A 23,797-nucleotide genomic window follows, 5' to 3' on the forward strand; every position below is an offset into this window, starting at 1 on the left:
GAACAACCTCGTTAGCCCAGACCGGCGGAGCGTCCGCCGGCCGACAGAAAAGGAATGAACCCCATGACGGGAGAAGTGCTCGCCGCCGTCAGCGGTAACGTCACCTCGATCGGGTACGGCCTCGCGGCCATCGGCCCGGGCATCGGCATCGGCATCATCTTCGGCCAGGGTGTGAACGCCATCGCGCGCCAGCCCGAGCTGACCGGCGTGATCCGCACCAACATGCTGCTGGGCTTCGTCCTCACCGAGGCGCTCGCCCTCATCGGGCTGGTCGCGCCGTTCATCTTCCAGGGCATCAAGTAGTAGCCGTCCGTACCTGAGGAAGGGCTGCAGACATGATCACAGCAGCTTCCGTCCTAGCGGCGGAGGAGAACAACCCTCTCGTCCCGCACCCGTACGAGCTGGTCGTCGGCATCTTCTCGTTCCTCGTCGTCATGATCGTCCTGGGGCGCATCCTCGTGCCGCGTCTGCAGAAGACGCTCGAGGAGCGGACCCAGGCGATCGAGGGCGGCCTCGAGCGGGCGGAGCAGGCGCAGAAAGAGGCCCAGCAGGTCCTCGATCAGTACAAGTCCCAGCAGAAGGCGGCCGCGGTCGAGGCGTCCAACGAGCGGCGCAAGGCCGAGGAGCAGGGCGCGCAGATCATCGCCGAGGCCAAGGAGAAGGCCCAGGCGGAGGCACGCAAGATCGTCGAGGACGCCAAGAAGCAGATCGAGGCCGAGCGGCAGCAGGCGCTGCAGTCGCTGCGGGCCGAGATCGGCGCCATGTCGGTCGACCTGGCCGGGCGCGTCGTGGGCGAGTCCCTTGAGGACAGCGCGCGGCAGAGCCGGGTCGTCGACCGGTTCCTCGAGGAGCTGGAGAGCCGCGCCAGCACGCAGGAGCAGGTCACCTCATGACCATCACGGGAGCGGTGAGCAGGGCGTCGCTGGCCGAGGCCAAGGAGCGGCTGGAGGCCGTCATTCCCTCCGCCGACCTGGCCGCGCTCGGCGGCGACCTGTTCGCGGTGCTGCACCTGATCGACCGCGAGCACGGCCTGCGGCGGGCGGTCTCCGACCCGGCGCGGGACGGGGCCGACAAGGCGCAGCTCGTCCAGATCCTGCTGGAGGGCAAGGTGTCGCCGGCCGCTCTCGGGCTGGTCGCCGACGTCGTCCGGCTTCGCTGGTCGAAGCCGTCGGAGCTGTCGGACGCGGTGGAGGCCCTCGCGGTCACCGCCGAGGCCGCCCGCGCCGAGGCGGACGGGAAGATCGACGACCTGGAGGACGAGCTGTTCCGGTTCTCCCGGGTCGTCGAGGGCGAGGCCGCCCTGCGCGGCGCGCTCGCCGGCCCCGGCCTGCCGGACGACCGCAAGCTCGGCCTGGTCACGGCGCTGCTGGAGGGCAAGGTCACTCCGGCGACGCTGACGCTGGTCACCGAGCTGGTGCTGCGCCCGCGAGGACGTAGCCTGGAAGGCGGGCTCGCCGAGTACGGCAAGCTCGTCGCGCAGCGCAGGCGGCGGCTGGTCGCGCTGGTGCGGACGCCGACCGAGTTGTCGGCGCGGCAGCGGACGCGGCTCGCCGAGGTGCTCGCCACCGCGTACGGACACGAAGTACACCTGAACATCGAGATCGACCCCGGTGCGATCGGCGGACTGTCGATCGAGATCGGGGACGAGATCATCGACGGCACGATCGCCGGACGGCTGGACGATGTCCGCCGGCGGCTCGGCGCCGGCTGAACGCCGGTCGAGGGCCGGCCGAGCTGACCTTTTAGGGAGCAAGAGAGGAATCATGGCGGAGCTGACGATCCGTCCGGACGAGATCCGGAACGCGCTGGAGCGCTTCGTCCAGTCGTACGAGCCCGAGGCCGCCGCGCGCGAAGAGGTCGGCACCGTCGTCGATTCCGGCGACGGTATCGCCCACGTCGAGGGCCTGCCCTCCGCGATGGCGAACGAACTCCTTGAGTTCGAGGACGGTACCCGTGGCCTGGCTCTGAACCTGGACGTGCGTGAGATCGGCGCCGTTGTCCTCGGCGACTTCAGCAAGATCGAGGAGGGCCAGAAGGTCCGGCGGACCGGCGAGGTCCTGTCGGCGCCGGTCGGCGACGCCTTCCTCGGCCGTGTTGTGGACGCCCTGGGCAACCCGCTGGACGGCCTCGGCCCGGTCGAGACGACCGAGCGCCGTGCGCTGGAACTGCAGGCCCCCTCGGTCGTGCAGCGGCAGTCGGTCGGTGAGCCGCTGCAGACCGGCATCAAGGCGATCGACGCGATGACGCCGATCGGCCGCGGCCAGCGGCAGCTGATCATCGGTGACCGGCAGACGGGCAAGACGACCGTCTGCGTGGACACCATCATCAACCAGAAGGAAGCCTGGGAGTCGGGCGACGAGAGCAAGCAGGTCCGCTGCATCTACGTCGCGGTCGGCCAGAAGGGCTCCACGATCGCGAACGTCCGCCGCTCCCTGGAGGAGGCCGGCGCGCTGGAGTACACCACGATCGTGGCGGCTCCGGCGTCCGACCCGGCGGGCTACAAGTACATCGCCCCCTACACCGGGTCCGCGATCGGGCAGCACTGGATGTACCAGGGCAAGCACGTCCTGATCGTGTTCGACGACCTGTCGAAGCAGGCCGAGGCGTACCGCGCGGTGTCGCTGCTGCTGCGCCGCCCGCCGGGCCGCGAGGCCTACCCGGGTGACGTCTTCTACCTGCACTCGCGTCTGCTGGAGCGCTGCGCGAAGCTGTCGGACGACCTCGGCGCCGGTTCGATGACGGGTCTGCCGATCATCGAGACCAAGGGCAACGACGTGTCGGCCTACATCCCGACGAACGTCATCTCGATCACCGACGGCCAGTGCTTCCTGGAGACGGACCTGTTCAACCAGGGCGTCCGGCCGGCGATCAACGTCGGCATCTCGGTCTCCCGGGTCGGCGGCTCGGCGCAGATCAAGGCGATGAAGACGGTCGCCGGCACGCTGCGCCTCGCGCTGTCGCAGTTCCGCGACCTGGAGGCGTTCGCCGCCTTCGCGTCCGACCTGGACGCGGCGTCCCGTGCCCAGCTGGAGCGCGGCGCCCGCCTGGTCGAGCTGCTGAAGCAGCCGCAGGGCAACCCGTTCCCGGTCGAGCAGGAGGTCGTGTCCGTGTGGGCGGGCACCTCCGGCGAGCTGGACGACGTCCCGGTCGCCGACGTCCGCCGCTTCGAGCGCGAGTTCCTCGACTACATGGAGCGCGAGGAAGGCGGCATGCTGACCTCGATCCGCGAGACCGGCAAGCTCTCCGACGACGGCCTCACCAGCCTCAAGAACGCCATCACGGAGTTCAAGAAGGGCTTCCAGACCAGCGAGGGCGAGATGCTGGCCGAGGAGCCCGTCGAGGCGATCGATGACGAGGACGTCGAGCAGGAGACGATCACCCGCGTCAAGAAGGGCTGACGGCGATGGCCGCACAGCTTCGTCAACTCCGGCAGCAGATCAAGACGGTCAAGTCGACCGCCAAGATCACGCGCGCCCAGGAGATGATCGCCACGTCGCGGATCGTCAAGGCCCAGCAGGCGGTGGCGGCGTCCAAGCCGTACGCCGACCAGATCACGCAGGCCCTGACCGCGCTGGTGAGCCACCATGTGGGGATCGACCACCCGCTCCTCCAGGAGCAGCCGGCCGACACCCGCAGCGCCGTCCTGATCGTCACGAGTGATCGCGGGTTCTGCGGCGCCTACAACGCCAACGTCATCCGCGAGGCCGAGTCGCTGATCAAGGCGCTGCGGGACGAGGGCCGCGAGCCGGTCCCGTACGTCATCGGCAACAAGGGCATCACCTGGTACAAATTCCGGGGCCGGGACGTCGCCCAGACCTGGAACGGGTTCAGCGACCGTCCGCACTTCGCGAACGCGGAGCAGATCGGCCGCCGGCTGACCGAGGACTTCCTCAAGACCGACGCCGAGGGCGGCGTCGGCGAGATCCACGTGGTCTACACCGAGTTCGTCTCGATGCTGACCCAGGCCGTCCAGGTCAAGCGGCTCATGCCGCTGGAGATCGAGGAGAGCGAGTCCGCCAAGGTCCCGCCGGCGTACGAGTTCGAGCCGTCCGCCGCGGCGGCGCTCGACCTGCTGCTGCCGAACTACATCGAGAGCCGCATCTTCCACATGCTGCTGCAGTCGGCGGCGTCGTTCCAGGCGTCGGTCCGGCGGGCGATGAAGTCGGCGACCGACAATGCCAACGAACTGCTCGGGGTCTACACGCGCCAGATGAACCAGGCGCGGCAGGCCGCGATCACCCAGGAAATCAGCGAGATCGTCGGTGGCGCTGACGCGCTCGCCGAGTCTGGCGGGGAGTGATAATGACTGCACAGGTAGAGACGGCGACCGCGACCGGGCGCGTCGCGCGCGTCATCGGCCCGGTCGTCGACGTGGAGTTCCCCGCCGACGCCCTCCCGGAGATCTACAACGCGCTCAACGTCCAGGTCACCCTGGGCGGCGAGGAGAAGACCCTGACCTTCGAGGTCGCCCAGCACCTGGGCGACAACATGGTCCGGGCCATCTCGATGCAGCCGACGGACGGCCTGGTCCGCGGCGCTCCGGTGTTCGACAGCGGCAAGTCCATCGCGGTCCCGGTCGGTGACATCACCAAGGGCCACGTGTGGAACGCGCTGGGCGAGGCGCTGGACGCGCCGACCGCCTCGCTGGAGATCAACGAGCGCTGGGGCATCCACCGCAAGGCTCCGGCGTTCGACCAGCTGGAGTCCCGGACGGAGATGCTGGAGACCGGCATCAAGGTCATCGACCTGCTCGCCCCGTACGTCAAGGGCGGGAAGATCGGCCTGTTCGGCGGCGCGGGCGTGGGCAAGACGGTCCTCATCCAGGAGATGATCCGCCGTGTCGCCCGCAACTTCGGCGGCACCTCGGTGTTCGCGGGCGTCGGCGAGCGCACCCGTGAGGGCAACGACCTCTGGGTGGAGATGGAAGAGGCGAACGTCCTCAAGGACACCGCCCTCGTGTTCGGCCAGATGGACGAGCCGCCGGGCACCCGGCTGCGGGTGGCGCTGGGCGCCCTGACGATGGCGGAGTACTTCCGCGACGTCCAGGGCCAGGACGTGCTGCTGTTCATCGACAACATCTTCCGGTTCACCCAGGCCGGTTCGGAGGTCTCCACGCTGCTCGGGCGCATGCCGTCCGCGGTGGGGTACCAGCCGACCCTGGCCGACGAGATGGGTGTGCTGCAGGAGCGGATCACCTCGACGCGCGGTCACTCGATCACCTCGATGCAGGCGATCTACGTGCCCGCCGACGACATCACCGACCCGGCGCCGCACACCACGTTCGCGCACCTGGACGCCACCACGACCCTGTCCCGGAGCATCTCCGAGAAGGGCATCTTCCCGGCGGTCGACCCGCTCGACTCCACCTCGCGGATCATGGACCCGCAGATCCTGGGGACCGAGCACTACGAGGTCGCGCAGGAGGTCGTGCGGATCCTGCAGAAGTACAAGGAGCTGCAGGACATCATCGCGATCCTCGGCATCGACGAGCTGTCGGAGGAGGACAAGGTCACCGTCCAGCGGGCGCGGCGCATCGAGCGCTTCCTGTCGCACCCGATGTACGTGGCCGAGCAGTTCACCGGCCAGCCCGGTGTCACGGTGCCGAAGGACGAGACGGTCGCCTCGTTCAAGGCGATCGCCGAGGGCAAGTACGACCACCTGCCCGAGCAGGCGTTCTTCATGTGCGGTGGCATCGAGGACGTCGAGAAGAAGGCCAGGGAGCTGGAGAAGTAGTCCGCTCCGCCGGAGCGGCCCGCGGCGCTCGCCCGGGCCGCTCCGGCGGAACCGCTCCAGTATTCGGAGGAAAACCAACGTGGCAACCCTGAAGGTCGGGCTGGTCTCGCCGGAGCGCGAGATCTGGTCCGGCGAGGCCAAGATGGTGGTCGCGCAGACCATCGAGGGCTCGCTCGGCATCCTGCCGGGCCACGCCCCGGTGCTGGGCGTCCTGCTGGACGGCAGCGTGGTGAAGATCGAGCCGGCCGACGGCGGCGAGCCGATCAGCGCGGCGGTCGGCAGCGGGTTCTTCTCGGTCGCCGCCGACGAGGTGTCGGTGCTGGCCGAGCAGGCCGAGCTGGGCGGCGAGATCGACGTCGACGACGCCAGGCAGGCGCTGGACGCGGCGCTCGGCGCCGAGTCCGAGGACGCCACGCCGGAGCGGCGCGCGCGGGCCCGGCTGCGGGCGGCGGGCATCGAGGCTTAGCATCGAGGCCTGGAGTTCGACGGACGGCGGGGGATTTGGCCGAGCACCTGGCACTGGACGTGGGCGGTGCGTTCGCCGCGCTCGTCCTCGTGGCGGCGCTGGTGTTCGTCTGCATGGCGGTGCGCCGCTGGCTGTTCACGCGCGGCGGCGGCACCGTGGAGTGCAGCCTGCGTGAACTGTCCCGGGAGGGCGGAGCTCCGGGGGTGTGGCGGCTCGGCATCGGCCGCTACAAGGGCGATGAGCTGCACTGGCACCGCGTGTTCGGTTTCCGCAGAAGGCCCCGGCAGGTGATCCACCGCCGGGGCCTCGTCGTGTCCAATCGGCGCCGTCCCGGCCCGGAGGAGGCGGAGGGCCTGCTCCCGGACGTGAGCGTCATCGAGGTGCGGGACGGTGCGCTGACCGTCGAGCTGGCGATGGGCGCGTCGGCGCTGACGGGGTTCCTGGCGTGGCTGGAGGCGGCGCCGCCCGGCCTCCCCGTCGATCTGCACCCACCGGAATGAGCGGGTCATGAGCCGGTCATGAGCGGGTAGGGCGCCGGTATCGAATCGGCGTGGCCGTGCCGCCGCTGCTTGAGGCGGGCGGGACGCGGGGCGATGATCACTGCTGGTCCGCTCGCCTTCCGTCCGCTGGAGTGCACGTGCGCATGCTTCTCACCGGTCGCCGGCTCCGCTCCGGCCGCAGGCTCGCCTTCGGCGCGGCGGTGGTGCTGCCCGCGGTCGCCCTGCCCGCCGTGCTGCTGCCGGGGGCCCTGCCCGCGGCGGGCTCCGCGGCGGCCCGTCCCGACCTCGCGAAGCTGGTCACGCTGCAGGACGTCAAGGCGCATCTGGCGGCGTTCCAGGAGATCGCGGACTACAACGGCGGCGACCGCGCGGCGGGAAGCCCCGGCTACGACGTGTCGGTGAAGTACGTCGTCGGACGGCTCCGGAAGGCCGGTCTCACCCCGAAGGTGCGGAAGTTCACGTTCCCCTACTGGCGGGAGCGGTCCGACGCGGTGTTCGCGCGGACGTCGCCGTCCAGGAAGTCCTTCAAGCGGGAGAAGGACTTCGTCACCCTCGCCTACTCGGGGTCCGGCGACGTGACCGCGTCCGCGACGGCCGTGGACGTCCCGGCCAAGGGCGAGGGGACGAGCGGCTGCGAGAAGGGCGACTTCAAGGGCTTCGCGAAGGGCTCGATCGCCCTCGTCCAGCGCGGTTCGTGCACGTTCCAGGTGAAGGCGGCGCGGGCGCGGGCGGCGGGCGCGTCCGCCGTGGTCATCTTCAACAAGCCGGGGGAGAAGGGGCCGGTGAACGGGACGGTGTCGAAGCCGTCCGCGGTCCCGGTCGTCGGCCCGACGCACGAGCTGGGCGTCGCGCTGGTGAAGGCCGCGCGGCGGAAGGGCGGCCTGAAGCTGCGCGTGAAGACCGACACGGCGCACGGGAAGAAGTCGTCCTCGAACGTCATCGCCGACACCGGGCGCGGCGACGCGGGCAACGTGGTGCTGGCGGGCGCGCACCTCGACAGCGTCCCGGCGGGGCCGGGGATCAACGACAACGGCACCGGCGCCGCGGTGCTCCTCGCCATCGCCGGGAAGATCAAGGAGTTGCGCAAGGACGGCCTCCGCAACCGGGTGCGCTTCGCCTGGTGGGGCGCCGAGGAGGAGGGGCTGCGCGGCTCCGCGCACTATGTGGCGTCGCTGCCGGCGGCGGAGCGGCGGAAGATCGCCCTGAACATCAACCTCGACATGCTCGGCTCGCCGAACGGGACCCGCGGCGTGTACGACGGCGACCACTCCGCCGGCGGCGGCACGCGGGCGCCCGCCGGTTCCGGGGCGATCGAGAAGATGTTCCGCGACTACTTCAAGGGCCGCCGCCTGCCGACGAGCGAGCAGGAGTTCAACGGACGCTCCGACTACGGACCGTTCGTGGAGAAGGGCATCCCGTCCGGCGGGATGGCGACCGGCGCCGAGGGCGTGAAGACCGCCGCCGAGGCGAAGGCGTTCGGGGGCCGGGCGGGCAAGGCGTACGACCCCTGCTACCACGCCAGGTGCGACCGGGTGAAGAACGTGAACCTCAAGCTCCTCGACACGAACGCCGACGGGGTCGCGCACGTGCTCCAGCACCTGGCCCGGACGACGGTCGCCGTCAACGGCGGCGCCCGGGTGGCCCTGCCGCTCGGCCCGTCCTACGAGCCGGTCTGGCAGGGCCCCCACCGGGTCCGCTAGTTCGGCGTGACGAGGATGCCGCCGTCGGTGGTGTCGAGCTTGATCCGCCGCTTGGACGCGGAGTCCTCGTGGATGCCCGAGTCGATCCGCCTGCCGCCGTTGTGGGCGGACGCCTTGATGGCGTAGTCCGCGCCGGCCGGCAGGCGGAGTTCGATGGAGCCGTTCTGGGTGCCGGCGTCGACGCTGGTCGGCGGCGTGGTGAGGCGCAGCAGTATGCCGCCGTCGGACGAGTGCGCGGTGATCCGGTCGGTGGCCAGCCCGGCGGCCTCGATGCCGCCGTTGGCCGTGCGGAGGTCGGCGGTGGACGCCGTCCCGCTGACCTGGATGCGGCCGTCCCGCGAGCGCGCGGTCAGCTTCCCGGCCGTGAGCCCGGTCGCGTCCACGTGACCGTTCTCGCTGCTCAGGTCGGCGGTCGTGACGCGGCCGGAGACGCGCAGCGACCCGTCCCGCGAGCTGAGGGACGCCGTGGACGCGCGCAGGTCCGTCGCGGTGATCGAGCCGTTGTCGCTGTGCAGCTTCACCGTTCCGGCGAGGCCGGACGCGACGATCGCCCCGTCCCGGTTGGAGATCTCCACGGGGGTGGAGCGCGGCACCCGGACGCGGTACGACACGCCGCACGAGCTGATCCCGATCGCCTGCGTGCCGCACTTGGACGTGAGCTTCAGCGTGTCGCCCTCGGTGACATGCCTTGCCCGCGGCTTGTTCTTGTCGTTGGTCCAGCGCAGCCGCTCGTCGACCTTGATGCCGGGGGAGTCGGACGCGGTCACCTCGACCCGGCTCCCGCTCGTCTGGATCGCCAGCTTGGCGACGCCGGCCGGCGCGGTGTAGGAGCGGTCCTCATGGTGGGTACCGAAGCTCAGATTGCCGCAGGCGGACAGCGCCACCCCCGCCACCGCCAGAACGGCCGTCCTGCTCAAGGTCCTCACGTGGTCACTCCCGTTGGTCGTCGTGCACCGTACAAGACCAGCCTGTCCTGGACGGGACGGCGTCACCAGGTGGGGAGCCGGTCATCCGGGGGTGGGGCTAACCCCACCCCCGGCGTCCGTCAGCGTTCGCCGCCCGGCTTCCACAGGACGTCGCCGTGCCCGGCGTTCGCGACGCGGCACAGGATGAACAGCAGGTCCGACAGGCGGTTGAGGTACTTGGCGGTGAGCGGGTTGACGCCGCCCTCGGCCGTCTCGTCGGCGCTGCCGTGCGCCTCGACCGCCGCCCAGGCGGTGCGTTCGGCGCGCCGCGCGACGGTCCTGGCCACGTGCAGGAGCGCGGCGCCGGGCGTCCCGCCGGGGAGGATGAAGCTGCGCAGCGCCGGGAGGGCGGCGTTGTACTCGTCGCAGGACTCTTCAAGCCGGTCGATATAGGACGTCTCGACGCGCAGCGGCGGGTACTGCGGGTCGGGGACGACCGGCGCGCACAGGTCGGCGCCCACGTCGAAGAGGTCGTTCTGGATGCGCGTCAGCAGCGCCACCACGTCCTCGGGCAGCGATCCGAGCGCGACGGCCGCGCCGATCGCGGCGTTGGCCTCCTCGACGTCGGCGTAGGCGGCGAGGCGCGGATCGGTCTTGCGGGTCCGCGACGCGTCGCCCAGCGCGGTGGTGCCGTCGTCGCCCGTCCGGGTGTAGATCCGCGAGAGCACGACGGGGTTGTCCCTGTTCTTCGCCATGGCCGCAGCCTAGCCGTGCCTTGGCTCGAAGCCCGTTCGGTAGGGTTCCGGAAAGACTCCGGAGGCCGCCGTGTACGACTACATCATCGTGGGAGCGGGCAGCGCGGGCTGCGTCCTCGCCGCCCGGCTGACCGAGGACCCCTCCGTGAAGGTCCTGCTGCTGGAGGCGGGCCCGCCCGACGACGCGCCGGAGATCCACATCCCGGCCGCCGTGGCGTCGCTGATCAAGGGCCCCTACGACTGGGACTACGCGACCGTCCCGCAGGAGCACGCCGCCGGACGCAGCGTGTACTGGCCGCGGGGGCGGACGCTCGGCGGCAGCTCGTCCACCAACGCGATGATCTACATCCGCGGCGCGCGGCACGACTACGACACCTGGCGCGACGCGTACGGCTGCGACGGCTGGGGCTACGAGGACCTGCTGCCCTACTTCCGCCGCGCCGAGGACCAGCAGCGCGGCGACCTCCCCTACCACGGCGTCGGCGGCCCGCTCCGCGTGGAGGACCTGCGCTACAAGCACCCGCTGACCCGGGCGTGGGTGCAGTCGGCGAAGGCGTACGGCCTCGCCGCCAACTCCGACTTCAACGGCGCCGACCAGGACGGCGTGGGCTTCTACCAGGTCACCCACAAGCGCGGCAGGCGCTGGTCGGCCGCCGACGGCTACCTGCACCCGATCGAGAACCGGCCGAACCTCACGGTCGTCACCGACGCGCTCGCCACCCGCGTCACGATCGAGGACGGCCGCGCCACCGGCGTCCGCTACGATGCCCGCGGCGAGACCCGCTCGGCCCGCGCCGACGCGGAGGTCATCCTGTCCGGCGGCGCGGTGAACAGCCCGCAGCTGCTCATGCTGTCGGGTATCGGCCCGGCCGACCACCTGCGCTCCCTGGGCATCGACGTCGTGGCCGACTCCCCGGTGGGGCAGCGGCTCCAGGACCACCCGTTCGTGAACGTCATGTTCGCGACGCCCCGCACCAAGGTGCTGTGGGAGCAGGCGAACGCGCGCACCTTCGCCCTCTACCAGGCCCTGGCGCGCGGCCCCTACGCATCGAACGTCGCCGAGGCGGGCGGGTTCGTCCGGACGGCGGAGGGCCTGCCCGCCCCCGACCTGCAGTACCACGTCCTTCCGACCCCCTTCGTGAACCAGGGCCTCACCGACTCGTCCGAGCGGCTGCTGTCGGTCATGGTCACGGCGATCGCGATCGCGAGCCGGGGCGCGCTGACGCTGCGCTCCGCCAACCCCCGCGCCAAGCCGCTGATCGACCCGGCCTACCTCGCGGAGGAGGCCGACCTGGACATCCTGGTCGCCGGCGTCCGGCAGGCCCGCGAGATCGCCGCGTCCGGCCCGCTGGCGTCGCTGGTCGGCGGCGAGTGGGCGCCCGGCGAGCAGGCCGACTCGGACGAGGCCGTCACCGACTTCGTCCGCCGTGAGGCCGCGACGCTGTTCCACCCCACGAGCACCTGCGCGATGGGCGGCGACGACGCGGTCTGCGACGCCTCCCTGCGCGTCCGGGGCGTCGAGGGCCTCCGCGTGGTGGACGCCTCCGTCATGCCGGCCGTCCCCCGGGGCAACACGAACGCCCCGACGATCGCCATCGCCGAACGGGCCGCCGACCTCATCCGCGGCCGCACCCCGCTCGCCCCCGCCAACGCCCGCACATGAGGAACGCCCCCGTCCTTCCGGACGGGGGCGCGCAGTGCGAGCAGGCCGCGGGCGTCACCGCTTGAGCGCCTTCGCGATGCGGGCGCGGCGGGCGTCCTTCGCCTCGCTCCGCAGCACGCGTACGCGGTCGTTGATGATGACCTTGCTGATCTCCGGGCGGATCATGTCTGTCTCCCTGTTTCCGCCGGACCCTCTCGGCCCGACATGTACAAGGTTCGCCCTAAGACCCCGCCCCCCACATGGGGACGACGCCTTATCTAACCCCCCTAGGACGCCTTAGACGGCCCCTCGGCGCCTCACCCGCGGCGGCGGGCGGCGGTGGAAAGGGGTGGACGGGCGGGGGTGGGGTCTGCGATCATCCGGGCCATGATCTTTGAAAGGGGCGCTGGCGCCCTCGTCCGGTGAGCGTGTTCGCGCAGCGGGAAGCTGCCGGCATCCGCGCGGAATGGCTCGGGCATCTGCTGTCCACCGAGCCCGCCGACCGTCCTGCCGCCGAGGCGGCCATCTCCGAGCTCTACCGGCTGATCGGGCTCGATCCACCGCGTTTCCATTGGGCCGCCTCGCCGCTGGCCGCGCTGGAAACCGTCCCGCCGGGTATGCGCCTGCGGGCGTCCGAGACCGCCGACCGTCTCCACGACTGGCCCCTGCCGTTGCGTTTCCGCAGGTTGATCAGCGGGCTGTCCATGGATCTGGACGTCCGGGTCATGCGCGGCTACCGGCCTCTGGACCTGATGCTGCGGCAACTGGTCCGGGGGCCGATCGCGACGTCGGCCCGGAGCACTCTGCGCACGGCGCTCCGGTCCGCGAACGAGCGGGTCGAGCAGGGCAGTAACTGGTACGAGGCGATGTGCCCGTCCTGGCCCGCCCATTACGACGCGGTCCGCCGGACGTCCGGTGTGGTGTTCACTCCTGAGCAGAGCCGCCTGCTCGATCTCTGGGCGGCGGCGGCCCGGTCCTGCGGCTGGTGGTGGCCGCGCGAGCGGGTCTGCGTCGTCTCCGAGCGGCCCGTCGAGATCCGCACCGAGGTCTGGGGCGACGAGGGGCAGGTGCGGTTGCACCGCCCGGACGGGCCCGCGCTCCGGTACGGCGACGGCTGGGACGTCCACGCCTGGCACGGGACCAGGGTGCCGCCCTGGGTGATCGACGATCCGAGCGTCGAACGCATCGCGCGGGAGGCCAACGTCGAGGTCCGGCGGTGCGCGATCGAGAACCTCGGCTGGGGCGACTACATCGACCGGGCCGGGCTGCGGCTCGTCGCCACGGCCCCCGACCCCGGCAACCCCGGTTCGGAACTGCGCCTCTACGACCTGCGCGAGCAGACCAGGGTGCTGCTCGCCGTCAACGGCTCGGTCGAACGCGACGGGCGCCGCCGCCGGTACGGGCTGACCGTGCCGGGCGCCATCGCGGACCCGGTCGCCGCCGCCGGATGGACCTACGGGCTGTCCGGCGACCAGTACGCACGACTCCTCCGCCGAACCTGAAGGTGATCCCCATGAACGTGACTCTCGCGTCCCTTTCCCAGCAGACCGGGCTCGCCGTGCTCGACCATCTCGAACAGTCGGTGAGCATCCCCGTCGTCGACGGAATCCAGGCCCAGGGCGACCTGATCGTCATCCCGGTGTCCGAGATCTCGGCGTCCCTCTCGGTCCCCTCGCACGCCGACTGGACGGACGTTCCGGCCGACGGCGTCGAACTGCTCCGCGGCGCGGCGGGCGGCAACCCGCACACCCTCGTCGCCGACCCCGGCACCTGCCGCTGGACGAGGCACGTGTCCGACTCCACCGGCCTCGCCATCGGCGTCTTCGAGGCGTCCGCCCCCGTCTACCTGCTGCACCCCGAGCACGGCGCGTCCGGCTGCACTCCGGGCCGTTACGCCGTCCGCCGCCAGCGCGAGTACACGGTGGGCGGCTGGGGCTCCCGCCTGGTCGCCGACTGACTCCGTTCTCACCCCTGGCCGTCCTCCGGCCAGGGGTGACGAGTGTCCGGTTTCTCATGACGTCGTACTTATTTACAAGACAGTGATGTATTAATATCGCGGGCATGGAGATCGAGTCGCTGGCGGCGGCCCTTGAGCGCGAGCATCACGAGATCGACGGGGGAATCGAGGCGTTCACGGCGGACGCGCCGTCCGGGGGACGGGACCGGGCGCCGCTGGAACGCGCCGTCCGCGCGCTGCGCCGGCACATCTACCTCGAAGAGGAGTTCCTGTTCCCGGCCCTGCGCGAGGCGGGGCTGATGGCCCCGGTGCTCGTCATGCTGCGCGAGCACGGCGAGATGTGGGCGGTGCTCGACACGCTCGCCGGGGAGCCGGACGCCGATGCCGCGCTGCGCCTGTGCAAGCGGCTGACCGTCCAGCTCCTGCACCACAACCTGAAGGAGGAGAAGATCCTCTACCCGGAGCTGGACCGGGTCGTGCCGGAGCCGCAGGCCGAGCGGCTGCGGGACTTCCTCCGCACCGGGGAGACGCCCGCCGGCTGGGTGTGCGTACGCGCGCGGACCTGACCGGCGCTCAGGCGATCTCGATGAAGCCGAGGCGGTCGTAGAGGCGGCGGGCACGGCGGTTGCGGCGGGTCACGGCCAGGGAGAGGGTGGCGTGGCCTTGGCCGGCGAGCGCGTGCATGCTCGCCTTCACCAGGGCCCGGCCGAGGCCCCGGCCGGCATGGGCCGGGGCGGTGAACAGGAACGCGAGGAGCGGGTCCTCCTTGTAGAAGGTGACCAGCGCGGCGCCCACCGGACGGTCCCCGTGGTCGGCGACGAACGAGGCGCCGGGGAGGAACGCGCCGTACTCGCCGTCCAGGGTGAGCCGGATCTCGCGCGCCGCGCCCAGGAGGTCGCCGACGTCGGTCTCGTCGGGGGTGCCGCGGTAGGCGGCCCACATCGCGGCGGCGAGCGGGGCGACGTCGGCGCCGGTGAACGGCCGGAGGCCGGGCGGGGGTGCCGGAGGGGCGCCCAGCGTCACCTGGAGTCGGCTGCGCACGGGTGCGCCGAACGTCCCGGATGCCATGGTTTCGAGTCTAGGTCGCGCCCCCGCCGGGGCCCGGCGGGGGCGCGACCGGCGTCAGCGCTTGTAGCGGCGGCCGTGGATCATGTTGATCAGGCCGAGGACGCGCGCCATCTCCTTCTCGGTGCGGCCGAACGTGGTGAGGTTCATCGTCGCGAACCGCTGCCGGGTGATGGCCTTCGGACGGGTGAACTCGCGCAGCCCGTCCGCGCCGTGGATGCGGCCGAACCCCGACTCGCCGACGCCGCCGAACGGCAGGGCCGCGACCTGGGCGAACGCGGCGAACGCGTTGATGGACGTCATGCCGGACCGCATCCGCCGGGCGACGTCGAGGGCGCGGGACTTGTCCCCGGAGAAGATCGTCCCGGCGAGGCCGTAGCTGCTGCGGTTGGCCTTCTCCACGGCCTCGTCGAGGTCCTTGACGCGGTGGACGGTGATCGTCGGCCCGAACGTCTCCTCGCAGACGGCGGCGGAGTCGTCCGGCACGTTGGTCAGCACGACCGGCTCCACGTACGGCTTGCGGACCGACTCGGCGCCGCCGACGACGGCCTTGCCGCCCTTGTCGAGGGCGTCCTTGATGTGCCGCTCGATGATGTCGAGCTGCGACGGCATGGTGATCGGCCCGTAGGCGGCCTCGCGGTCGAAGCCGGGGCGCAGGTCCTTGGCCTTCTCGGTGAGCTTGCCGAGGAACTTGTCGTACGCCTCGTCCACCACGTAGATGCGCTCGACGCCGATGCACGTCTGGCCGGCGTTCGACATGGCGCCCCACAGCGCGGCGTCGGCGGCGGCGTCGAGGTCGGCGTCGGAGTCGACGATGCAGGCGTCCTTGCCGCCGCACTCGACGACGATCGGGGTGAGGTTCTCGGCGCAGGCCGCCATCACGCGCTTGGCGGTGCGGGCCGATCCGGTGAAGGCGATCTTGTCGACGTGCGGCGACGCGGCCAGCGCCCCGCCGGTCTCGCCGAGCCCGGTGATCGTCTGCATGACGGGGTGCTCGGGGATCACGGCGGCGAACAGCTCGGCAAGCAGCACGCCGACGCCCGGGGTGTACTCGGACGGCTTGAACACGACCGCGTTGCCGGCCGCGAGCGCGTAGGCGATCGAGCCCATCGGGGTGAAGATCGGGTAGTTCCACGGGCCGATGACGCCGACAACGCCGAGCGGCTGGTACTCCAGCACGCACTTCTGGTTCATCGCCATCAGGCCGGGGTAGACGCTGCGCGGCCCGAGGACCTTCGGCGCGTGGCGGGCGGCCCAGTCCAGGTGGGTGATCGCCATGATCGTCTCAAGCTGGGCGTCCTGCACCGGCTTGCCGGTCTCCTGGTGGATGAGCTCCGCCATCCGGTTCATGTTGCGGGTGAGCGAGCCCTTGACGTTGAGCAGCCGGAGCCGGCGCTCCTTCCAGCCGAGGGCGCGCCACCAGCCGGCGGCCTCCCGGGCGCGCTCGACGGCCGCGGCCACGGCGGCGCCGTCCTGGACGGGATGCTCGGCGACGACCTCGCCGGTGGCCGGATTCAGGGACGCGAACGTCTCGGTGTGCTCCGTGGCCACGGACATGAGGAACCTCCCGGGAGGAGCCTGGTAAGTGATTGCTTGCACGATGTACCGGCTAGTAAACCACCCTAAGCCCGCGCCGGGGAGTCCGGGATCCAGCTCCCGTGGAATCCGGCCGGGACGCGCCGCGGCAGGTGGACGGTCGCGGTGTGCGACAGGTCGGACGCGTCCAGCACGACCAGCTCGGAACCGGCGTCGCGGGAGACGACCGACAGCAGCCAGCCCTCGTCCTCCGCGCGGGCGCCCGCGGCGGGGACGAACACCGCCTCGCCGACGTGCGAGCCCGCCCCGAGGTCGTGCGCGGACGACGCCCCGCGCAGGTCGTACTTCACGATCGAGTTCCCGGCGACCGTGTAGAGGTAGCGGTGCTCCAGGCCCGTCCGGGCGTCGTCGTGGGTCGGGAACTCCACGTTCCGGTCGTCGAGCTGCTCCTCGGCGGCCCTGCCGGTGGCCGGGTCGAGGACCCAGCGGTGCAGGTGGGCGCTCTCCGAGCGCGCGGCCTCGGCCGCCGGGTCGGCGGCGCCACCGATCCCGCCCCACAGGGCGACGAAGGTCTCGGGACGGTAGCGCGCCCCGTCCAGGACGACCCGTCCGGCGGCGTCCTCGTGCGCGTTGCCCACATGGAACACGTAGCAGGGGTCGACCTCGAACCAGGTGACGCCGCCGGACCCGTCCCGCCGCATCACGCCGAGCCGCGCGCCGTACCCGTCGTCCCACCGGTACGGCAGGCCGGACGTCCCGGACAGCGCCATGTCCAGGTCGAACACCACCGGGAGGTCGAGCCAGACGACGTGGTTCTCGGTGATCGCGAAGTCGTGCATCATCGTCGGTCCCGGCACGTCGACCTCGCGGCTCTCGACCAGCGTCCCGTCCGCGGACAGCCGGTGGAAGGTGAGGTAGGGCGGGAACACGCCGTAGCCGAAGAACAGCAGGTCGCCGGTGACCGGGTCCTCCTTGGGGTGCGCCGTCATCGCGGTGGTGAGCCGCCCGCCGAAGTCGCAGGGGCCAGCGGTCTCCAGTTCCGGCGTCACCTCGTAGGGGAAGCCGTTCTCCACCAGCGCCCAGATCTTGCCCGCGTGCGGGACGACGTGCGTGTTCGCCTGCACCGCGCACCGGTCGAACGTGTAGTCGTCGCGGACGAACGGCGTGCCCTCGGTGAACGCGTCGGTCCGGACCCACCGGTTGCGGTACCACTCGGCGCGGCCGTCCCGCAGCCGGACGCCGTGGATCATCCCGTGGCCGGTGAACCAGTGCCCGCTCGGCTCGCCGGGCCTCGGGTTCGGGCCGTTGCGGAAGTAGCGGCCGGTCAGCTCGGCCGGCAGCGTGCCGCTGACGCCCAGGTCGCGGGCGTCCGTCTCGTCGGGGACGGGGGCGAGGTGGCCGTCCAGCCAGGCGGCGGGACGGTCGGCGACGTTCTCGCTCATCGTTGTCTTCCTTTCGGAGCGGGTCGGCTCGGGGCGGGTCAGCGGGCGGTCGGCTCAGGGGCGGGCGCGGGGTCGCGCCGCGCTGCGCGGTCGGCGGCGGACGCCTCGGGAGACGCCGGGCCGGGCGCGGGGAGGCGGCGCCTGCGGGCGGCCTCCGGGTAGCGGGCGGTGAACACGGCCGGGGCCGTGAATCCGGCGATCTTGACCGCGACCAGCAGCGCCGTGGCGCCGGGCGCCCAGTGCTGGACGCAGCCCAGGGCGACCGCCGTCACCGTGAACCCCGCCGCCCAGCCCAGTGTGAGCGCGCGGTTGATGCGATGGAAGAGGTCCGTGGCGGCGATCTCGGCCGGGACGGTGCGGCGCGCGATGCCCGACGTGAAGGGGCGGCCGGCGAGGAGCGTCCCCCAGGCGGTGACCGCGAGCCAGCCGATCGCGAGCGAGGCGCCGTAGTCCAGCGCCGGGGAGCCGGGCGCGGCGAAGGCCAGCGCGGTCAGCAGTGCCATGTACACGGCGGACGAGATCTCCAGGATCAGCGAGCCCGCGGGGTGGCCGCGCCGCACGTCCTGGGCGAGCAGCGCCAGTGCCGCGACGAGGCCGGCGACCGCGCCGGCCCGCGTGTCGAAGCCGCTCACCACGGCGAGCAGGATCCAGGGCAGGAAGGTTCTGGCGTAGTACTTCGGCATGGCGGCGGGCCCCCGGACGGCGACGTTCCAACTCTGACAGGTCGAACGTAGACCTTCCTAATTCGACATGTCAATACAGACTGGTAGGGTCCGTGCCATGAGTTTGCGACACGCGGTGCTCGGGCTGCTGGCCGAGCTGGGCGGCGGCAGCGGCTACGACCTGCTGAAACTGTTCGAGCTGTCGCTCGACAACGTGTGGCCCGCCACGCAGAGCCAGCTCTACGGGGAACTCGGCAAGCTCACCGAGGCCGGGCTGATCGAGGTCGCCGCCGAGGGCCCGCGCGGCCGCCGGGAGTACCGGATCACCCCGTCCGGCACGACGGAGCTGCACCGCTGGCTGGTGGACGTCCCTCCCAAGCCCAACCGGCGGGACGAGACACTGCTCCGCGTCTTCTTCCTCGGCGAGCTGACCCCCGCCGAGGCCCGCGGGTACCTCGACGACCAGGCCGAGGCCATCGGCCGCCGGGCCGCCGCGCTCGCGGAGGTGGCGGACGCCGTCGACTGGAACGAGGACGGCGGCATGGCGGACAACGGCCGCTTCGTCCTGGAGTACGGCAGGCGCTTCTACGAGATGCGCCGCGACTGGCTGCGCTGGGTCGCCGCGGAGATCGCCGCCCGCGAGGCGTCCCGCGAGGCCCGCGAGCCCGCTCCGGACGGTGAGCGCTGAGCGTCAGTTCTGCCAGGGCAGGAACAGATAGCGGCCCATCTCGATCGGGAAGTTGTCGACCGCGGCGCTGACCGGGAACGGGAACTCGCCCAGCCCGAGCGCGTCGGTGATGTAGTAGATGACGTTGAAGAAGCCCTCGTTGATCGGGCCCAGCCACAGCAGGGCGATCAGGATGAGGAAGACGTAGCCGCCGTACGGGCTCACCTGCTGGACGAGGCGGCGCGGCAGGTACGGCTCGATGATCCCGAACCCGTCCAGCCCGGGGATCGGCAGCAGGTTCAGGACCGCCGCCGTGACCTGGAGGAACGCCAGGAACGCGAGCCCGGACCAGAACAGCGCGTGGTCCTTGTCGGCGAAGTTCTTGAAGATCACCGCGAGCATCACGGCGAACAGGGCGTTCGACAGCGGGCCCGCCGCCGAGATCAGGCTGTGCCGCAGCCTGCCCTGGATCCGGTGCCGCTCGATCCAGACGGCGCCGCCGGGCAGGCCGATGCCGCCCAGGATGATGAACAGCACCGGGATGAGGAAGCTCAGCACGACGTCGGAGTACTTCAGCGGGTTCAGCGTGAGGTAGCCCTTGGCGACGACGCTGTGGTCGCCCGACCGGTACGCCATGTACGCGTGCCCGAACTCGTGCAGCGACAGCGACAGGATCCACGCCGCGATCACGAACCCGAACAGCGCGGTCCGGCCGGCGGTCTCCAGGACCGTCCCGTAGCGCCAGGCGACCAGGCCGCACAGCACGGTCGCCGCCACGACCGCGACGAACACCGGGCTCGGCCGGACGGCCGCGCTCCCGCGCGCCTCGTGTGCAGTCCCGTTCATCGCTTCCGGCCTCTCTCCCGCACGATCTTCCTAGGAAACTACCCGCTCGCCGGAGCTCACGGCGCCGCGATGACCGGAACGACGTAGGTGCGCAGGAAGCGGCGCAGCCCGTCGGAGTCCCGGTCGCGGTCCATCACGATCAGCGAGGTGATGATGCGGAAGAGGAACTCGACCGTCCCCTCCACCTCGATGTCGGGGCGCAGCGTCCGCTGCCGCTGCGCCTGCTCGAAGTAGGGCCGGACGTAGTCGCAGCACAGCGCGAGCACGTGCTCGGCCGCCCCCGCCACCGCCGCCTGCATGTGGCCCGCCGCCTCCGGGACGAGGAAATGCGCGATCGTCGGCTCGCTGCGGACGTACTCGACCGCGTCCAGGGTGCCCTCGACGATCGCCTCCGGCACCGACCGCTCGCTGCGCAGCCGCTCGGCGAGCCGGTCCAGGAAGCGGTGCAGGTCGCGGATCACGACGGCGAGGATCAGCTCGTCGCGTCCGCCGGTGATGCTCCGGTACACCGTGGCCCGGGACAGCTTCGCGGCGGCCGCGATGTCCTCGACCGTCGTCTTGGCGACGCCGAACCGGCCGAAGCACTCTTCGGCCGCGTCGATGATGCGCTCGCGCGTCGAGTCGGTGGTGACCGGAGGCATAACCGAACATTACCGGCCGCCCGCCGTCCCTCAGTCCAGTGTGTACTCCAGTGACCAGGTGTGGGTGCCGTCCTCGGCGATGGTGATCTGGCCGGTGCCGCGGATGCCCGCCAGCTCACCGGTCCCGGACGTGGGGACGATCAGCCACCGCAGCCACTGGGTGTCGGGCGTCCCGTCCTCGCTGCCCGCGCTGTGCTGCAGGACGAACGTGCCCTCGCGCCCGTGCATGATCCCCTCGACGCGCTCGACCCCCACGTACGCGGCGGGCCCGGCGGGCGTCTCCACGGTGATCAGCTCGGTGCTGCTGGCGCCCACCAGGTCGCCGTGGAACTGCTTGCCGACGTGCACCCGGGTCATCTTGGCGCCGTCGTGCTCCGCGTAGGGCTTCTCGGCGTCCCATGCCTCGATGTCGAAGGTGCCGCTCGCTTGGAAAGTCATGCGCGCCATGATGCCCGTCGCCTACGACGGACGGAACGGCCTGCGCGGGGACGGTCAGAAGAGGGTGCCCTCGTGCTCGATGCCGCGCAGGGCGTCGTAGTCGAGGGTGACGCAGTCGATGCCGCGGTCGGTGGCGAGGACGCGGGCCTGCGGCTTGATCTCCTGGGCCGCGAAGACGCCGCGGACGGGCGCGAGGTGCGGGTCCCGGTTGAGGAGCTCCAGGTACCTGGTGAGCTGCTCGACACCGTCGATCTCGCCGCGCCGCTTGATCTCGATGGCGACCGTGGCGCTGCCCGCGTCCCGGCACAGGATGTCGACCGGGCCGATCGCGGTGGGGAACTCGCGGCGGATCAGCGTGTAGCCGTCCCCGAGGGTGGTGATGTGCTCGGCGAGCAGCTCCTGGAGGTGCGCTTCGACGCCGTCCTTCTGCAGGCCCGGGTCGATGCCCAGCTCGTGGCTGGTGTCGTGCAGGACCTCCTCGATGGTGAGGATGAGCCGCTCGCCCGACTTGCCGTGCGTGACCGTCCAGCGCGCGACGGCGCCGTTCTCCTCGTACGCCTCCTCGCGCAGCGAGCAGGGCGGGTTCATCCAGTTGAGGGGCTTGTAGGCGCGGTCGTCGGCATGGATGCTCACGCTCCCGTCCGACTTGATCAGGATCAGGCGCGGGGCCATCGGCAGGTGGGCGGTGAGCTTGCCGGCATAGTCGACGCTGCAGCGGGCGATAACGAGACGCACGGTGCCTCACCTTAGTGCGGCTCCGGGCCTGGTTCAGGCGATCCCCGCGTACCGGCGGCACTCGTCGTGGCCGGCGGGCAGGCCCCAGACGCCGAGGATCTCCAGCAGGTTCCCCCACCTCCAGCTGTCGGCCGGCAGTCCGGCGATGGTCCGGACGGTCCGCCGCTGCCGGCGGGTGAGGTCGGCGAACGGCGGCAGCGTCCGGACGGGCGCGCGGAACGCGAGCCGCAGCGCGGCCTCGGCGACCGGAAACGACATCTCGCCGGACGTGCGGGACAGCCCGTCGAGGACGGCGTCGGCGGCCTCCTCCGGCACCTCGTCCAGTGCCGCCAGCGCCAGCGCCGAGTAGAGCCGCGGGCCGCCGTCCAGGAACGCGATGTGCGCGTCGGGCGGTGAGGCGGCGCCGGCCGCGAGTTCCGCGACGACCCGGGCGTCGGCGGCGCCCAGCCGGGCGAGCGCGACGGCGGCGGCCCAGCGCGGCAGCGGCTCCGCGCCGGCCAGGTGCGCGCGCAGGCGGGGGAGCAGCGCCCGGCCGTCCAGCAGCCCGGCGGAGATCAGCGCGTGCGCGATGACCGGCGGGTCCGCCTCCCGGTCGAGGAGCGCGCCCAGCGCGGCCAGCGAGGGTCCGGCCTCCTCGGGGAACCAGCCGAGCGCGTACGCGGCGGCGACCCGCAGCCCGGCGTCCCGGTCGCCGAGGAGCGCCCGCACGGCGGGCAGCCCGGCGCGGACGGCGTCGTAGGCGGCCAGTTCGTCGGTCGCGCGGCGCCGCACCCGTGCCAGGTCGAACCCGTCCCGGTCGAACGCCCGGTCGCGGCGCTGCCGCTCGCTCTCCGCCTCCGCGACCCACGCGTCCAGCCGCCGCGCCTCCGCCTCGGGATCGGTCGCGCGGAGCCGCGCCACCTCGTCCCGCCAGGACGCGGCCTCGACGCCGGACGGCAGGTGCGCCTCCTCGAAGCCGATCGCCAGCGCGACCGCCAGGTAGAGCGGCCAGGTGCGTTCGGGGGCGGTGGGATCGGCCGCGAGCGCCAGCAGGAACGGCACGGCCGCCGCCGACGCCCCGTACCGGCCGCCCTGGTGGTAGATGGTGGTGAACAGCTCGCCGAGCGCCGCCTCCCGCTCGTCCTCGCCGGCCGAGCGCAGCGACCGGAGCAGCGCGGGCACGTCCGCCGCGGAGCCGTAGGCGTGGTCGAGCCCCGCCCAGTCGACGTCGTCCAGCCCCGCCAGCGGATCGGTCATGCGGCGATCATGCCGGACGTCCGGCGCCGGCCGCGTCTAAGGCGCCGAGCCCGGACAGATAAGGCGTGCTGCCGATGCCGGGACGGGCCCCTTAGGACGAGTCTCTTCTATGTCGGGCCGTGCCGAGCGGCCCGGAACACCGGGGGAGAAACCGTGTACCACCACGACATCATGCAGTCGATCATGAGCGAGCGGAGCCGCGAGCTGCGGTCGCGCGCCGGGGCCGAGCGGGACGCCCGGATGGCGCGCCGGGCCCGCGAGTTCTGGGCCGAGCGCGCCGAGCGGTACGCCGCCCGGCGGGTCGCCCGGACCCCGCGCCGGCACGGAGCGCAGCCGGCGCGATGACGCCGGCCCCCGCCCCGCGGGGGCCGGCCCATAGCGAAATGAAAACCTTTGTCAACCCCTGGAATTCTCCGGACACCGTGATTAGCGTCGGCGGGTGGGTGTTCATCCTCCATCGGCGAAAGGACCCCCGCACATGTCTCTCGACGTGACTCCGGAACTGCTCGAGACGGCGCAGAAGGGCGAGGTCGGCGACGCGGCCTTCGTCGAGTGCATCAGGACGTCCCTCCCGTACGCGTGGGACATGATCAGCGGCCTGGTGGCCCGGCTCCAGGTGGACGGCGGAGACTTCGCCGACAACCTCACCCCGCCGCCGGACGAGCAGGCCCGCGGCCAGCTGCTCCGCGTCCTCGCGAGCGACGCCATGCGCGACACGCTGGAGCGCTACTTCGGGGTGAAGCTGGCCTTCCAGAACTGCCACCGCGTCGCCGTCTTCCCGGCCGGCGACTCCGCGGCCCACCGGACGTTCGTGACCCCCCGCGAACAGATCCTCAACCAGTCTCCCGAACTCCGCGACTGCTGACCCGCC

General features: G+C 71.8%; 27 protein-coding genes. 16 read left to right on the top strand and 11 right to left on the bottom strand.

Translation table 11 applies throughout. The features are described 5' to 3' along the window. Positions 1 to 63: 63 nt before the first annotated feature. The 9 genes from atpE to ACA511_RS09410 all read left to right on the top strand — a co-directional run bounded on the left by atpE (position 64) and on the right by ACA511_RS09410 (position 8,399). Positions 64 to 303 (top strand): ATP synthase F0 subunit C, encoded by a 240-nt coding sequence (atpE, locus tag ACA511_RS09370; RefSeq protein WP_371949887.1) that lies wholly within the window; start codon positions 64 to 66, stop codon positions 301 to 303. 32 nt (positions 304 to 335) lie between these two features. Further along, complete coding sequence (locus ACA511_RS09375) at positions 336 to 893, top strand: F0F1 ATP synthase subunit B (protein ID WP_375023670.1); 558 nt, start codon at positions 336 to 338, stop codon at positions 891 to 893. Next, the gene (locus tag ACA511_RS09380) at positions 890 to 1,711 is read left to right on the top strand and encodes a F0F1 ATP synthase subunit delta (RefSeq protein WP_375023671.1); all 822 of its coding nucleotides are present in this window, start codon (positions 890 to 892) and stop codon (positions 1,709 to 1,711) included. Before ACA511_RS09375 ends, ACA511_RS09380 begins: the two co-directional genes overlap by 4 nt. 52 nt (positions 1,712 to 1,763) lie before the next feature. Beyond that, positions 1,764 to 3,398 (top strand): F0F1 ATP synthase subunit alpha, encoded by a 1,635-nt coding sequence (atpA, locus tag ACA511_RS09385; RefSeq protein ID WP_375023672.1) that lies wholly within the window; start codon positions 1,764 to 1,766, stop codon positions 3,396 to 3,398. 5 nt (positions 3,399 to 3,403) lie between these two features. Next, positions 3,404 to 4,300, top strand: a complete 897-nt coding sequence (locus ACA511_RS09390; RefSeq protein WP_375023673.1) for a F0F1 ATP synthase subunit gamma — start codon at positions 3,404 to 3,406, stop codon at positions 4,298 to 4,300. Positions 4,301 to 4,302: 2 nt separating this feature from the next. Beyond that, a complete protein-coding gene (gene atpD / locus ACA511_RS09395; RefSeq protein ID WP_375023674.1) occupies positions 4,303 to 5,733 on the top strand; it encodes a F0F1 ATP synthase subunit beta in 1,431 nt (476 codons plus the stop codon). Positions 5,734 to 5,812: 79 nt separating this feature from the next. Further along, entirely contained in the window at positions 5,813 to 6,199 is a 387-nt protein-coding gene (locus ACA511_RS09400) for a F0F1 ATP synthase subunit epsilon (RefSeq protein WP_375023675.1), read from the top strand. Positions 6,200 to 6,234: 35 nt separating this feature from the next. Next, entirely contained in the window at positions 6,235 to 6,699 is a 465-nt protein-coding gene (locus ACA511_RS09405; RefSeq protein ID WP_375023676.1) for a DUF2550 domain-containing protein, read from the top strand. Positions 6,700 to 6,842: 143 nt separating this feature from the next. Next, positions 6,843 to 8,399, top strand: coding sequence for a M28 family peptidase (locus ACA511_RS09410; protein ID WP_375023677.1), 1,557 nt, complete (start codon positions 6,843 to 6,845; stop codon positions 8,397 to 8,399). Here ACA511_RS09410 and ACA511_RS09415 read toward each other — a convergent pair. Together ACA511_RS09415 and ACA511_RS09420 are read right to left on the bottom strand one after the other, a co-directional pair. Beyond that, the gene (locus ACA511_RS09415; protein ID WP_375023678.1) at positions 8,396 to 9,325 is read right to left on the bottom strand and encodes a DUF4097 family beta strand repeat-containing protein; all 930 of its coding nucleotides are present in this window, start codon (positions 9,323 to 9,325) and stop codon (positions 8,396 to 8,398) included. The two genes, ACA511_RS09410 and ACA511_RS09415, sit on opposite strands and share 4 nt — an antisense overlap. A 119-nt stretch (positions 9,326 to 9,444) precedes the next feature. Next, a complete protein-coding gene (locus ACA511_RS09420; RefSeq protein WP_375023679.1) occupies positions 9,445 to 10,059 on the bottom strand; it encodes a cob(I)yrinic acid a,c-diamide adenosyltransferase in 615 nt (204 codons plus the stop codon). A gap of 70 nt (positions 10,060 to 10,129) precedes the next feature. On the opposite strand from ACA511_RS09420, the gene ACA511_RS09425 reads away from it, so the two are divergent. The 4 genes from ACA511_RS09425 to ACA511_RS09440 all read left to right on the top strand — a co-directional run bounded on the left by ACA511_RS09425 (position 10,130) and on the right by ACA511_RS09440 (position 14,224). Continuing rightward, positions 10,130 to 11,722: a GMC family oxidoreductase gene (locus ACA511_RS09425; protein ID WP_375023680.1), complete on the top strand. Its 1,593-nt coding sequence runs from the start codon at positions 10,130 to 10,132 to the stop codon at positions 11,720 to 11,722. Between the two features lie 401 nt (positions 11,723 to 12,123). After that, entirely contained in the window at positions 12,124 to 13,203 is a 1,080-nt protein-coding gene (locus ACA511_RS09430) for a DUF6745 domain-containing protein (protein ID WP_375023681.1), read from the top strand. Between the two features lie 11 nt (positions 13,204 to 13,214). Next, positions 13,215 to 13,658: a hypothetical protein gene (locus ACA511_RS09435; RefSeq protein WP_375023682.1), complete on the top strand. Its 444-nt coding sequence runs from the start codon at positions 13,215 to 13,217 to the stop codon at positions 13,656 to 13,658. A gap of 104 nt (positions 13,659 to 13,762) precedes the next feature. Then, entirely contained in the window at positions 13,763 to 14,224 is a 462-nt protein-coding gene (locus tag ACA511_RS09440) for a hemerythrin domain-containing protein (RefSeq protein WP_375023683.1), read from the top strand. A 7-nt stretch (positions 14,225 to 14,231) separates the two neighbouring features. Here ACA511_RS09440 and ACA511_RS09445 read toward each other — a convergent pair whose 3' ends face one another. From ACA511_RS09445 to ACA511_RS09460, 4 genes are all read right to left on the bottom strand, one after another. Continuing rightward, the gene (locus tag ACA511_RS09445) at positions 14,232 to 14,726 is read right to left on the bottom strand and encodes a GNAT family N-acetyltransferase (protein WP_375023684.1); all 495 of its coding nucleotides are present in this window, start codon (positions 14,724 to 14,726) and stop codon (positions 14,232 to 14,234) included. A 54-nt stretch (positions 14,727 to 14,780) separates the two neighbouring features. Further along, positions 14,781 to 16,280 (bottom strand): aldehyde dehydrogenase family protein, encoded by a 1,500-nt coding sequence (locus tag ACA511_RS09450; protein ID WP_375023685.1) that lies wholly within the window; start codon positions 16,278 to 16,280, stop codon positions 14,781 to 14,783. A gap of 65 nt (positions 16,281 to 16,345) precedes the next feature. Further along, positions 16,346 to 17,701 carry a carotenoid oxygenase family protein gene (locus tag ACA511_RS09455; RefSeq protein WP_375023686.1) on the bottom strand — a complete coding sequence of 452 codons (1,356 nt, stop codon included), beginning with the start codon at positions 17,699 to 17,701 and terminating at the stop codon, positions 16,346 to 16,348. 38 nt (positions 17,702 to 17,739) lie between these two features. Beyond that, positions 17,740 to 18,384: a hypothetical protein gene (locus ACA511_RS09460; protein WP_375023687.1), complete on the bottom strand. Its 645-nt coding sequence runs from the start codon at positions 18,382 to 18,384 to the stop codon at positions 17,740 to 17,742. A 97-nt stretch (positions 18,385 to 18,481) separates the two neighbouring features. Here ACA511_RS09460 and ACA511_RS09465 point away from each other — a divergent pair, with 97 nt between their 5' ends. Further along, on the top strand, positions 18,482 to 19,051 hold the full coding sequence (locus ACA511_RS09465) for a PadR family transcriptional regulator (protein ID WP_375023688.1): 570 nt from the start codon (positions 18,482 to 18,484) through the stop codon (positions 19,049 to 19,051). A 3-nt stretch (positions 19,052 to 19,054) separates the two neighbouring features. Here the strand turns inward: ACA511_RS09465 and ACA511_RS09470 are convergent, their stop codons facing one another. From ACA511_RS09470 to ACA511_RS09490, 5 genes are read right to left on the bottom strand one after another with little or no spacing between them, the layout of a single operon-like run. Beyond that, entirely contained in the window at positions 19,055 to 19,876 is an 822-nt protein-coding gene (locus tag ACA511_RS09470) for a site-2 protease family protein (RefSeq protein ID WP_375023689.1), read from the bottom strand. A 56-nt stretch (positions 19,877 to 19,932) separates the two neighbouring features. Continuing rightward, positions 19,933 to 20,517, bottom strand: a complete 585-nt coding sequence (locus ACA511_RS09475) for a TetR/AcrR family transcriptional regulator (protein WP_375023690.1) — start codon at positions 20,515 to 20,517, stop codon at positions 19,933 to 19,935. A gap of 30 nt (positions 20,518 to 20,547) precedes the next feature. Then, a complete protein-coding gene (locus tag ACA511_RS09480; protein WP_375023691.1) occupies positions 20,548 to 20,955 on the bottom strand; it encodes a DUF3224 domain-containing protein in 408 nt (135 codons plus the stop codon). 54 nt (positions 20,956 to 21,009) lie between these two features. Continuing rightward, entirely contained in the window at positions 21,010 to 21,690 is a 681-nt protein-coding gene (gene nucS, locus ACA511_RS09485) for an endonuclease NucS (protein ID WP_375023692.1), read from the bottom strand. Positions 21,691 to 21,723: 33 nt separating this feature from the next. Beyond that, positions 21,724 to 22,926: a HEAT repeat domain-containing protein gene (locus ACA511_RS09490; RefSeq protein ID WP_375023693.1), complete on the bottom strand. Its 1,203-nt coding sequence runs from the start codon at positions 22,924 to 22,926 to the stop codon at positions 21,724 to 21,726. A gap of 153 nt (positions 22,927 to 23,079) precedes the next feature. Between ACA511_RS09490 and ACA511_RS09495 the strand changes: the two genes are divergently transcribed. Together ACA511_RS09495 and ACA511_RS09500 are read left to right on the top strand one after the other, a co-directional pair. Further along, entirely contained in the window at positions 23,080 to 23,271 is a 192-nt protein-coding gene (locus tag ACA511_RS09495; protein ID WP_375023694.1) for a hypothetical protein, read from the top strand. 133 nt (positions 23,272 to 23,404) lie between these two features. Then, complete coding sequence (locus ACA511_RS09500) at positions 23,405 to 23,791, top strand: SCO5389 family protein (RefSeq protein ID WP_375023695.1); 387 nt, start codon at positions 23,405 to 23,407, stop codon at positions 23,789 to 23,791. The last annotated feature ends 6 nt before the right edge of the window (positions 23,792 to 23,797 follow it).

The sequence above is a fragment of the Actinomadura sp. GTD37 genome (assembly GCF_041951365.1).
In the GTDB taxonomy this organism is placed as follows: Bacteria; Actinomycetota; Actinomycetes; order Streptosporangiales; family Streptosporangiaceae; genus Spirillospora.